Here is a 13008-nt window from a genome sequence, read left to right on the forward strand (position 1 = left end):
CAGTTAGCAGTAAACAATCAACAATTAGAACTCCTTTATACTTATTACTCAATACTTACTACTTTGAAAAGGTAACAACCAACGGTCACAGGAGCGTAGCGTATGTAAAGGTTACACTTTTTTACTTATTACTTCTACCCTCTCTGTAAGTCCCCTTTGGGGGATTTAGGGGGCTGTTCATTCTTTCAAAGAACTATTCACTAATATCTAAAAACTATCAGCCACCGGTATAGATAAAGTTTTCAAACACTTATTCGCTTTATCGATGAATATTCCAACAAAATAAATAAACAGAAACAAATTAATTATCTTTGCACAAAATAATCTCCGATATCACTTATACTAAAAATGGAATACAGATTAAATAAATATATCAGCAACTCCGGATTCTGCTCCCGACGCGAAGCCGACCGATTCATAGAAGAAGGCCGTGTGACCATCAATGGTAAACGCGCCCAAGTGGGAATGCGGGTTCTGCCGGGGCAGAAAGTGAAGGTAAACGGAGAACTCATCGTTAATAAAATCGAGCCGGTGTACATCGCTTTCAACAAGCCGGTAGGTATCGTCAGCACTACCGACCCGCAGGAAAGGGATAACATTATTAATTTCATCCGGCACGAACAACGGATATTTCCTATCGGACGACTTGATAAAGATTCTCAGGGGTTAATCCTGTTAACTAATGATGGTGACATCGTAAATAAAATATTGCGTGCAGGAAACAATCATAAAAAAGATTACCTTGTAAAAGTAAACCGCCCTATTACAAAAGACTTTCTTACACGCATGGCACAGGGCGTGCCTATACTGGACCGCGTTACCCGCCGATGCGAAATAGTAGAGATAAACCCTTACATGTTTCGCATATCGCTTATACAGGGACTAAACAGGCAGATCAGACGTATGTGCGAATATTTCGACTATGAGGTACTCAAACTGGAACGCATACAGATAATGAATATCAAACTCGGCGATCTGGGACAAGGCAACTGGCGCAACCTGACACAGACTGAGCTGGAAGGACTTTTCGATATGCTGGAAAACTCCGAAAAAACTCAGACGGCTAAGGCTCCGAGTAATAAGGCTTTTAATAAAGCCCTTGAAGAATTCGATATAAAGACTGATTACAGAAAAGCCAGCATTGCTGCAAAGTATGGAAAAACTGACAAAGTAAATAAACCTAGTAGTACCAATAAAAAGACTTCAAATATCCCTGCTGCCCCCTCTGACGAAAGTGAACAAAAGGCAAAACCCAAACGAAAAGGCAAACCTGCCAGCGGACTACGTGTAGGCAAGCAAAAAGTAGCTGCGAACAAACCAAAAGGGGGATCAAAACCGAAACCAAAGAGCAAATCTAAAAAGAAACCTCTGAACTAGAGTCATTTTCTTTTATAGTTTAATTTAGGATAAATACATCAAAATCCAGATATTGTGGGCAGGGGCGAAAAATCTTTCGCCCGCAGATTTCTTTCATTCCGGGCGAATGTTATTCACCCCTACAATATACCCTGACAATGATTATATTTTTGACTCCTTTACCTTAAATATTTATATTATTTATAATTCTTTTCACTACCTTTGTATGCCTATTAAAAAGTCAATTTATTAACTTGAAATAAAAATATGGTTTCCTTCTTTCAAACCCCTTCCAAGAACATCATTGCTGTTCAAACAAACTCAAGTCTTAACGCCGATTTTATCCAACGCCTCACATGGGCATTCAGTGGTGCAACCTTGCTCGAAGCAGAAAATGTTCCGGGCTTTTTTGTTGGACCGCGCCGCGAAATGATTACACCATGGAGCACCAATGCTGTGGAGATCACGCAGAATATGGGTATCGACGGAATCGTACGTATCGAGGAATTTTTTCCGGCAGATACAAACGATGCTAAACACGACCCGATGCTTCAACGCATCTATGACGGGCTTAATCAGGAAATATTCAATATTTACAAACAACCTGAACCCATTATCGAAATAGATGATATAGAAACATACAATAAGCAGGAAGGCCTTGCCCTTAGCGAAGATGAAATAGAATATCTGAACGAAGTAAGCAAAAGACTGAACAGGAAACTGACCGACAGCGAAGTATTCGGATTCTCACAGGTAAATTCGGAACATTGCCGTCACAAGATTTTCAACGGTACATTTATCATCGACGGAGAAGAAAAAGAAAGTTCGCTTTTCAAATTAATAAAGAAAACATCGCAGGTAAACCCCAACAAGCTGGTATCGGCATACAAAGACAATGTAGCCTTCAGCCAGGGACCGGAGATAGAACAATTTGCACCGGAAAAAGGAGAAGAACCAAGCCTTTATCAGAAAAAAACAATCAAATCGGTTATCTCTCTGAAAGCCGAGACCCATAACTTCCCTACTACCGTAGAGCCTTTCAATGGCGCTGCTACCGGTTCGGGAGGTGAAATCCGTGACCGTCTGGGCGGAGGAAAGGCATCCCTGCCAATTGCGGGAACTGCCGTATATATGACATCCTACCCACGCACAAAAGCAGGTAAAGCATGGGAAGAAACTATGCCGGAGCGCCCTTGGCTATACCAAACACCGGAAGAAATACTTATCAAGGCATCGAACGGAGCGTCCGATTTCGGAAACAAATTCGGGCAACCGCTTATCTGCGGTTCCTTACTTACATTCGAGCATCAGGAAAACCAAAAGAAATTTGCATACGATAAAGTAATCATGCTTGCCGGTGGTGTCGGCTTTGCGAACAAACGCGACGCGCTGAAAGGCGAACCGAAACCTGGCGAAAAAGTGGTTATCCTCGGAGGAGACAATTATCGCATCGGTATGGGTGGAGGCGCTGTATCGTCAGTAGATACAGGACAATACTCAAGCGGTATAGAACTGAACGCCGTACAACGTGCCAATCCCGAAATGCAGAAACGTACTGCAAATGTGATACGTGCATTGGCTGAGTCGGATAACAATCCGGTTGTCTCCATTCACGACCACGGTGCAGGAGGACACCTGAACTGTCTTTCGGAGCTTGTAGAAGCTACCGGAGGAAAAATAGACATATCCAAACTTCCTATCGGCGACCCTACCCTATCGTCAAAAGAAATTGTAGGAAATGAGAGCCAGGAACGTATGGGCTTGCTTATCCCTGCCGACGCTGCCGACAGGATTAAACGCATTGCGGAACGCGAACGCTCTCCTATGTATGTTGTAGGAGAAACCACAAACGATATGAAATTTGTTTTCGAACAGGCTGACGGCAAACGTCCTATCGACCTTAAACTGGAAGACTTCTTCGGAAAAGCGCCGAAAACAATCATGCGCGACGAGACAATCGACGAGGTTTATGCAAATCCTGAATATGATCTATCCAAACTGGAAGAATATATAAAGAACGTACTTCAACTGGAAGCTGTTGCCTGCAAAGACTGGTTGACAAATAAAGTAGACCGTTCGGTTACAGGTAAGGTTGCACGCCAGCAAACACAGGGAGAAATCCAGTTGCCGCTAAGCGACCTTGGTGCTGTAGCCCTCGATTATAAAGGGAAGGCTGGTATCGCCACATCTATAGGTCATGCACCACAGGCTGCGATGGTAGACCCTGCTGCAGGTTCTGTACTGGCAATAGCCGAATCGTTGACTAACATCATCTTCGCCCCGATCGAGGATGGACTGAAAGGAATTTCATTGAGTGCAAACTGGATGTGGCCTTGCAAGAATCCGGGAGAAGACGCAAGATTATATAAAGCAGTAGAGGCTTGTTCAGAATTTGCCTGCGAACTGGGAATAAACATCCCGACAGGCAAAGACTCTCTGTCGATGACACAGAAATATGGAGATGACAAAGTATATTCACCGGGTACTGTGATTATATCGGCTGCGGGTGAAGTGAAAAATATCCGCAAGATCGTATCTCCGGTATTGGCATATATCAAAGGTACTTACCTTTATTATATCGATTTTTCTTTCGACACCTTCAAACTTGGAGGTTCTGCTTTCGCTCAAACAATGAGCAAGCTGGGTGAAGAAGTTCCGACCGTGAAAGACCCTGAATATTTCAAAAACGCATTCAATGCAGTGCAGGAACTGATAGACAGGGGACTGGTACTTGCCGGACACGATATATCTGCCGGAGGACTTGTAACAGCCATGCTGGAAATGTGTTTTGCCAATCCGCAGGGAGGACTCGAAGCACGTCTCGACAAACTGCACCATGCAGACCTGATTAAAGTGTTATTCTCTGAAAATCCGGGTATCCTAATTCAGGTGAAACATCACCATCTGGTGGAAAAAATACTGGACGATTACGGTATTGGTTTCGCCATCGTTGCCCGCCCGATAGAAGAGCGCAAATTCGTTATCCAAAAGGATGCTTTCAGCCAGGAATTCAATATAGACGAACTGCGTGATGCATGGTATGAACCATCATACCTTCTCGATAGGAAGCAGAGCACCGAAAAACTGGCTTTAGAACGTTTCGAAAACTATAAGAAGCAACCGCTTCAATTCAAGTTCAACCCTTCGTTTTCAGGTAAATTTGCTCAATACGGAATCGACCCTAATAGAACTGCCCCAACAGGGTTGAAAGCTGCTGTTATACGCGAAAAAGGTACAAACAGCGAACGTGAAATGGCTTATTCCCTCCATCTTGCCGGTTTTGACGTAAGGGACGTACATATGACCGATTTAGCTTCGGGACGTGAAACGTTGGAAGACATCAATCTGATTGTATTCTGCGGAGGATTTTCCAACTCGGATGTACTTGGTTCGGCAAAAGGATGGGCCGGTAGTTTTATCTACAACGATAGAGCAAAAGAGACCCTTCGTAAATATTACGAACGCAAAGATACACTGAGCCTCGGAGTATGTAACGGTTGCCAGCTGATGATGGAACTCGACCTCATTTATCCCGAACATGACAAACACCCGAAAATGGAACACAACACATCGCATAAGTTCGAATCGACTTATGTAAGCGTAGAAATTCCACAGAATAACTCTGTTATGTTGGGTTCACTATCAGGTAGTACATTGGGTATATGGTCAGTACATGGCGAAGGACGTTTTGCAATGCCGAAGTCTGAATCCGAGTATAATGTAGTTGCCAAATACATCTACAGTGAATATCCGGGAAATCCAAACGGTTCCGACTATAACGTCACCGGTGTTGTTTCGAAAGACGGACGCCATCTGGCAATGATGCCTCACCTCGAACGTTCTCTATTCCCTTGGCAATGCGGGCACCATCCTTTCGAACATCGTAAAGATGATTTTACTCCTTGGATGGAGGCATTTGTAAATGCAAGGGAGTGGGTGAAGAAAGTGAAAAGTGAATGAGCCCCCTAAATCCCCCAAGGGGGACTTGCAATGAGAGTATAAGCTAAGATAATAAAAAGGCATGGGTTTACAGCCTGTGCCTTTTATCCTTATAATTGTAAATCATATCCTTGCACCAATGACTAAAAACAACGATACATCAACCTCTTTCTTTTCGTTACTGAAAGCGAAAGAGCAACGAATAGACTGGATTATACTAATCCTTAGTTGTATAATCGGATATATCGTACTGAAAATATGCTATCCTTACCCTGCTACGATTTCCGATTCGGGTACGTATGTGCATGCGGCCGCTGAAGATATGTTTACTTTCTACCGCCCGTTCGGATATTCATACTTCCTGCAGATAGTGCATGCCATATCCGGCAGTATCCATGCGGTATTTATTGTACAAACTATATTGTATTTCTTTTCGGTTGCAGCATTTTCCTTTGTATTGAAATATGTAATTCCGCCTATAAGCTCTATATTCTGGCGAATTCTGTTGTTTCTGTTTGTTTTCAGCCCGGTTGCGTTGTATATGTCGAATGCATTGATGAGCGACTTGCTGTTTGCCATAATGATCTATTTTATGCTGGCATCGTTCATCTACTTTATCAAGATACAGGGATGGGTAGCACTTTGCCTGTTCGTCCTGTCATTATTCTTCGCTTTGCATATTCGCTATTCGGCCATTATGTTCCCTGTGCTGTTTGTATGCTTTTTCTTTATGGTAAAAGGAAAGATGCGCTGGATAGGCATAGCTATGACACTGGCCGTAACACTCATTTTTTACAATCAGGTAAAAAATGACATGCGTAAAACTACGGGATTCAACCAGTTTTCGACAGGATTCGATGGATGGCAACTGGCAAACAACGCTATGCATGTAGTGCCTTACATAGACCTGAAGCCTGAAAAGATAAAAGACCCCGAAATGAGAATATTGCATCAGTATATGCTCACGCAAACCGATGTAATAAAAGAACGGACAAAAGACGGCTCGGAAGCCGTTGCCGCATTTATGTGGATAAACGACCTGCCGCTGAAGCAGTTTATGTTTTCATATATCCAGCAGACTAGACAAGGGTATTCACCTTCGTGGATATGGCTGGGAAGCCGCAATTACAAAGAATATGGCACTTATATTATCAGCCACTATCCTTTGCAGTTTGCACGATACTATTATCTGCCAAACAGTAAGGAAGTATTCTATCCCGACCACCACGAAATTATCGGGAAGTATTATCCTATAAATATGAAAAATGTATTGGAATGGTACAAAATTCCTGAGGATACTAATATGGATGCTAAATACACCCTTTATAGTGATTATTTAGATAAACCGATAACAATATCCTTCCTCATTACATGGCTTATTATCGCCGTAGCTGCTGTACTTTCCATAGTATGGAGAAAACAGTTGGTATGGGGAGAGAATGAGCGCAAGATATTCTGTATAATCGCCACAGTAGGAATAATATATTATGCTGCTACCACGTTTGCCAGTCCCGTTTCCACACGATTCTGGATACCGATGAACGCTGTTTTCTTCGGAGTTGTATATATATTGTACAATCGGATAATTACATATAAGAAAGGGAAGAATAAAGAATAAAAAATAAGGTGCAAGTATGATACTTGCACCTTATTTTTTTATTACGGATATACCAAAGTTACTTCTTTGCACCAATCCATGTCGCCTTTTTCCAAATATATTCCAATGGGCCATGCCTGTGCTTTTTCAGCCAGAAGTATGCAAATGTATACTGAATGGCAAAAATACCAAGCCCCACTAAGATGGAGAAAGTTACCGATAATTCTTTAGCCAGCCCCAATCCCCAATTGTAAAATATAAATCCTCCTATTACAGATTGGGAAATATACATCGTCAAACTCATTTTTCCATAAGGCTCTAATTTAGACAACCACTTTCTGAAAGTACTTTTGTAATAGAAAAGCACGAATAAAGAAATGAGTATACACAAAAAAGCAAAAGACGAATAGCAACCAAGAACAATACTTAATTGATGCTGTACATTCGGGTTTTCGACAAACGTATTCATTATAGGGATAAGCCCTGCCAAAGGAAAGTAGCAGACGATACTTATCATAAGCGTTTTACCCCAGAACCGGATATTTTTTTCAGTGTCAGCAAAGAGCCCCCTCCTACCTATCAGCATACCAAACAAGAACAATGCCGCTACCTGAAATACACGGCCTTGGCATGTCCACCACAGGAAGCTATACAATTGGCTGTTGACAACGCCTGTAACCATATCCATAAAATTACCGCTCCTCATTACAGTCAGGGTTTGCAGATAGAAAGGAACATGTGGCTGCGCCTCGAGAGGTAATTCGGCATTGAACAGGTAAAAAATGACTTTGCCCCATTGCAGTGGCATTAAGAAAAAGAAAACAGCCAGAATTAACACTGTTCTATCTGCTAGCTTTGTGGTTATAATTAGTAAAAAACCAAGCATGGAAAACAGAATGAGGACATCCCCCGTATAAAATATAGAATTAATTACTCCCCAACCAAAAAGAAGTACCAACCGCCATGCAAACCTTCCCCTGAAGTCTTTCCCTTTCTGCAATTGATTATCATTCTGGATGAAAAAACTCAACCCGAAAAGCAGGGCGAATATTGCATAAGCCTTTCCTGCAAAGAGAAAAGGTATGGAGTTATTGAAAACAGAATCGGAAAATAATAACAACCGGTTTTCGACTGCCGGATAATCAAAAAGATTAAATTGTTCGAGGCTATGCATCATCAGAATCCCCAGAATGGCAAACCCTCTCAATGCATCAACAACATTGATACGTGCTGTAGTATTTTTCATTATTATTGGGCTTTATATAGAAATAAAGTACAAAACTATTATAATTATTTAGAAACACAGCCTTTCCCCATTATTATATTAATAGAAGTCCATCTATCTAATGATAAAATGATAAAGCGGAAAATCGTATATTTGCACTTTAAATAAATTGAATAATGTATGGCAGAATCCATATTTGAATACAAATTGAAGGTGCGCGACTACGAATGCGATGCACAAGGCATAGTAAATAATGCCAATTACCAGCATTATTACGAAGTAGTGCGTCACGAATTCCTGGAACAACACGGATTGAATTTCTATGAATTACATGAGCAAGGTATAGATGCAGTAGTAGTGAGTGTTTATATACGGTACAAACATTCCCTGCGCGGAGCCAACGACTTTGTATGCACTATCGATTCCATTGAAAAAGATGGCATCCGCTATATTTTCAATCAGAAAATCATTCGTCTGAAAGACAATAAAGTCTGCTCGACAGCGAGGGTAGAAACAGCCTGTATGGTAAACGGGAAAGTGGGAAAACCTGAATTATTCGATAAAGTTCTCGGACATTTGCTAACAAGCTAAACATAAAATTATGGCTCTAACTTTTGAAAACAACATGAAAGTACGCGACTACGAATGCGATTCGCAAGGTGTAGTCAACAATGCCATCTACCTGCATTACTTCGAAGCGACCCGCCACGAACTGATGGAAAAATGCGGTTTGCGATTGCGTGATCTTACTGAGGCTAATATTATCCCGGTTGTACGTAATGCAAATATCAATTACAGGAATTCTTTGCGAGGTTCAGAACACTTCATTTGCTCTGTCAGCATAGAACGCAAAGGCGTCAGATATTACTTTCATCAACAAATAATCCGTGTGCCCGACAACACTTTATGCGCCAGCGCTGTTATAGAGGTAGTCTGTTTGATGGATGGTAAGGTTTCTGCGCCCGAAATGTTCGACAAAGCTTTTGCAGATTACATAGATTGGAATAAATAAAGCCTCCCCAACTCCTCCAAGGACGGGCTAAAGTTAGTTTCTATAAAAAAATAAATATTTAATGAGTAAAATTACGTTATACATTGCCCGTCACGGCAAGACGATGATGAATACCCTCGACAGGGTACAGGGTTGGTGCGATTCACCGTTAACAAAAGAAGGGATAGATGTAGCCCGTTATCTGGGTTACGGAATGAGCGATATAAATTTCCGTACTGCTTACTGCAGCGATCTGCGCAGGACTGTACAGACTACCAAGATAGTTCTGGGAGCCAAAGGACAGGACGATATTCCTGTGATTGAGCTCGCGGGATTGCGCGAAGCATGCTTTGGTAGTTTCGAGGCTGACTTTAATCATCATATGTGGAACAGTGCCGCTTTATACCTCCACCACACATCTTCCGAAAGCATGATTAAAGCGATTATGGAGAAAGAAATCAGCTACCGGGAGGTACTCGATGCCGTCAAAAAACTGGATAAAATGGGCATGGCCGAAAACTTCTCCCAAGTAGAAGCACGCACACAGGAAAGCCTTCTCGAAATAGCAAAGAATGAGTCTCAGCACGGTGATGCTAATATATTGATTATCTCCCACGGAATGAGCATACTGGCTATGTTATTAGGCTTGGGAGGAGACAAATTATTCAAGAAGCCATTGGAAAATGCTGCTGTATGTAAAGTCATTTATCAGGATGGTAAGTTTACAGTGGAATCGATGGCAGATATGAGTTATGTGGAAAAAGGTAAAAAAGAAGCGGCTACAATATAAAAAACAATGAAAAAAGTATATATAATAATATTTCTCGCCTTATCAAGTATTGCTCTGTTTGCGCAAAAAGAAACAATACCTACATTTGCATATGATAGTACAGCTAATTTCCTGGGCAAAAATGCAATGGGATACACCGGGCAGGAACTATATCTGAAAGGACTGGATAAATCGTCCCAATCTTTCGGATATAGCGGCTTTATACTGAAATATAAGAAAGACGACGACCTGCTGAACGACGAAAAGAATATATATAAGCCGAACGACAATTACAATTCCCGTTACGAAGACCTGGCAGGAAAGTATTTTCATGTAATAGAAGTGATTCGACACCCGAAATCAAAAACAGAAGTAAAAGATTATAGTGACGAATTCTATCTGAAATTACAAGAGTTATCGAGTGGAGATATAATGTACTATAAATACAGCGCAGAATCTGAATATACATTTCCTTTTATAGTAAAAGGCTTCTTCGAAAAGCAGAAAGAATTACTCACCGGAAAAGAATATGTAATATCGGACGATATATTAAGAATGTCGCGTAATCTGGTTACAAGCAAGTCTCTGACTTTCACCACCGGGCAGACATGGAAATGTACGGATGTGACAATGGATAATACAACTAATGAACTTTCATTGGTTCTGCAAAATGCAAAGGGTATAAAAACAGTTGTCCCCTATTCTGTTACACTAAATAATGAGAGTATAAAGAAAGTATATACCACAGCTGAAGCCTCAGCACTGACAAGAAAATATAATGCAAATAATTTTCGCCGTATCCTGCAAAACAAAATAAGGGTTGGGATGACAAAGGAAATGACCCGTCTGGCATGGGGTGAGCCTACTGAAATAAAAGAAAGCGGAAATACCGAACAATGGTTTTATCCTGCCGGAAACCTGACTTTCAGAGGAGATAAAATTACGAGTACAAAATAAGTAACTGTTACTAAGTTCCAATTACTTAAAACTGTATATTTAAATATAGATAGATGGATAAGACCCAGACAGCTCAAAAGGCATCTATTTTTAGTATAATAGGTAATACTCTTTTAGCGGTATGTAAATGGCTGGCCGGATATTTTGGAAATTCCTATGCCCTGATTGCCGACGCTATTGAATCCACCGCCGATATATTTTCTTCCATCCTCGTTCTCTTAGGCTTAAAGTATGCAAGTAAACCTGCCGATGAAGATCATCCTTACGGGCATGGCCGTATAGAGCCGCTTGTAACATTTGCTGTTGTTGGTTTTCTTATCGTTTCGGCTACAATTATTGCTATTGAAAGTATAGAGAATATACGCACACCTCACGAAGGCCCCAAACTATTTACATTATTCGTATTGGGAGCAATTATATTATGGAAAGAGGCTTCTTACAGATGGGTAATAAGAAAAGCAAAACAAACAGACAGCACATCTCTCAAAGCCGATGCCTGGCATCACCGCAGCGATGCTATTACTTCTGTCGCGGCTTTTATAGGAATATCCATCGCTATTTATAAAGGAGAAGGGTATGAATCAGCTGACGATTGGGCTGCATTATTCGCAGCATTTATTATTCTCTATAATAGCTATCGCATACTGAAACCCGCATGGGGAGAAATGATGGATAAAGATATGTATACAGATATGGCCAACGATATCAGCAACTTTTCCAAAATGGTAGACGGTGTGGTAAATACCGAAAAGTGCCACATCCGCAAAACGGGAATGTCTTACTATGTAGATTTACACATCATTGTGGATAAGAACATTACAGTAAAAGAGGGTCATGACATAGCCCACGAACTTAAGCGCAGGCTAATAACCCACAAGCCGGAAATAGCTGATATACTCATACATGTAGAGCCTTCAAGATAAGCCTCTAACCTATTACAAGAGAGGTCATACTCAGCGACCCCGCAATTACTTTATCATTGAATATCCGGACAGGTTCATCTTTCTCCCTCAAAGCCAACGTATAAAGCAGCGGAATATAATGTTCGGGAGTAGGAATAGCCAGACGGGCAGCGTCATGCAAACGGGTATAATCTATCAGGGAATGGAAATCACCGTTCAATATCTTATCTTTGAATAAGTCGTTCAGCTCGAAAGCCCAATCATAACCATATTCCGTATTGAAATCATCCCCTTCGACGCGTACCATCCTCAGGTTATGTATCATATTTCCACTGCCTATCACCAAAACGCCTTTGCGACGCAGAAAAGCCAGTTCCCGTCCCAGATCATAATGATATCGCATTCCTTTGAAATGGTCGATACTCATCTGCACTACCGGGATATCCGCCAAAGGATAAATATGTTTCAACACGCTCCAGCTACCGTGGTCGAGTCCCCATTCGTAATCTTCTCCGATGGCAACATCGTTTATACGTTCTCTTACTAACTCCGCCAGCTCTTTCGATCCCCGGGCAGGGTACTGTTGGGCAAACAATTCACGGGGAAAGCCATAGAAATCGTGTATAGTCTTAGGTTCACTCATGGCAGTAACGAAAGTTCCACGTGTTTCCCAATGAGCTGAAATACAAAGGATAGCCTGCGGTTGCGGAAGGTCTTGCCCCAAGCTCGTCCATGCCTGTACAAACTCATTATCCTCAACGGCATTCATGGGTGTGCCATGCCCTACAAATACAACCGGCATAAGCGGTGTATCGTGAAACTGCATGGCTTGTTTATGTAAGTCTTTTAGTGTCATAAATCTATGTTATTTAAGCTAATCAGTGGATGAATTTTAACGCTCTATTTTTTCTAACGCGCCTGCTGTCTTGTTTTTCATTTTGCCTTGATGCAAAACGAAACAAAAAATCAAGGCTGCATCCCCCGGCGACCCAAAGCCGCAGCTTCGGTGGGGCAAAATAATACGGAATCATCTTTAGCCAGATTATCAACAGGGTATAGCAGCTACCGTATTTTGCCCTACACCTCCGCTTTACGGATTGGGTGCCCCGCCTGCGGGACGAGGCCGGAATCGCGATGCGACGACAGGACAAAGGCTCTCCGGGCTTTAGCCGCACGTGCGTCAGCAGCGCCGTTAGCTTTAAGTACGGGGCACCCATAGGACGAAAAAGGCGTTAAAAACAAAAACGTGTTTGAACTTATCCGCTGATGCGT

General features: G+C 41.8%; 10 protein-coding genes. 8 read left to right on the plus strand and 2 right to left on the minus strand.

Annotated features, from left to right (window positions below; genetic code table 11):
- The first annotated feature begins 348 nt into the window (after positions 1-348).
- From rluF to QZL88_RS05265, 3 genes are all read left to right on the plus strand, one after another.
- Positions 349-1377 carry a 23S rRNA pseudouridine(2604) synthase RluF gene (rluF, locus tag QZL88_RS05255; protein WP_296938979.1) on the plus strand — a complete coding sequence of 343 codons (1029 nt, stop codon included), beginning with the start codon at positions 349-351 and terminating at the stop codon, positions 1375-1377.
- 246 nt (positions 1378-1623) lie between these two features.
- On the plus strand, positions 1624-5316 hold the full coding sequence (purL, locus tag QZL88_RS05260; protein WP_296938980.1) for a phosphoribosylformylglycinamidine synthase: 3693 nt from the start codon (positions 1624-1626) through the stop codon (positions 5314-5316).
- Positions 5317-5434: 118 nt separating this feature from the next.
- On the plus strand, positions 5435-6913 hold the full coding sequence (locus QZL88_RS05265; protein WP_296938981.1) for a hypothetical protein: 1479 nt from the start codon (positions 5435-5437) through the stop codon (positions 6911-6913).
- A gap of 58 nt (positions 6914-6971) precedes the next feature.
- On the opposite strand, the gene QZL88_RS05270 is transcribed toward QZL88_RS05265, so the two are convergent.
- A complete protein-coding gene (locus QZL88_RS05270; RefSeq protein WP_296938982.1) occupies positions 6972-8138 on the minus strand; it encodes a DUF418 domain-containing protein in 1167 nt (388 codons plus the stop codon).
- 159 nt (positions 8139-8297) lie between these two features.
- Here QZL88_RS05270 and QZL88_RS05275 point away from each other — a divergent pair, with 159 nt between their 5' ends.
- The 5 genes from QZL88_RS05275 to QZL88_RS05295 all read left to right on the plus strand — a co-directional run bounded on the left by QZL88_RS05275 (position 8298) and on the right by QZL88_RS05295 (position 11757).
- Complete coding sequence (locus tag QZL88_RS05275; RefSeq protein ID WP_296938983.1) at positions 8298-8708, plus strand: acyl-CoA thioesterase; 411 nt, start codon at positions 8298-8300, stop codon at positions 8706-8708.
- Between the two features lie 10 nt (positions 8709-8718).
- The gene (locus QZL88_RS05280; RefSeq protein WP_296938984.1) at positions 8719-9129 is read left to right on the plus strand and encodes an acyl-CoA thioesterase; all 411 of its coding nucleotides are present in this window, start codon (positions 8719-8721) and stop codon (positions 9127-9129) included.
- A 61-nt stretch (positions 9130-9190) separates the two neighbouring features.
- Complete coding sequence (locus QZL88_RS05285; RefSeq protein WP_296938985.1) at positions 9191-9898, plus strand: histidine phosphatase family protein; 708 nt, start codon at positions 9191-9193, stop codon at positions 9896-9898.
- Positions 9899-9904: 6 nt separating this feature from the next.
- Positions 9905-10834 carry a hypothetical protein gene (locus tag QZL88_RS05290; protein ID WP_296938986.1) on the plus strand — a complete coding sequence of 310 codons (930 nt, stop codon included), beginning with the start codon at positions 9905-9907 and terminating at the stop codon, positions 10832-10834.
- Between the two features lie 53 nt (positions 10835-10887).
- On the plus strand, positions 10888-11757 hold the full coding sequence (locus tag QZL88_RS05295; RefSeq protein ID WP_296938987.1) for a cation diffusion facilitator family transporter: 870 nt from the start codon (positions 10888-10890) through the stop codon (positions 11755-11757).
- A gap of 4 nt (positions 11758-11761) precedes the next feature.
- Here the strand turns inward: QZL88_RS05295 and ygiD are convergent, their stop codons facing one another.
- A complete protein-coding gene (ygiD, locus tag QZL88_RS05300) occupies positions 11762-12592 on the minus strand; it encodes a 4,5-DOPA dioxygenase extradiol (RefSeq protein WP_296938989.1) in 831 nt (276 codons plus the stop codon).
- Between the last annotated feature and the right edge of the window lie 416 nt (positions 12593-13008).

The sequence above is a fragment of the uncultured Dysgonomonas sp. genome (assembly GCF_900079725.1).
Taxonomy (GTDB): Bacteria; Bacteroidota; Bacteroidia; order Bacteroidales; family Dysgonomonadaceae; genus Dysgonomonas.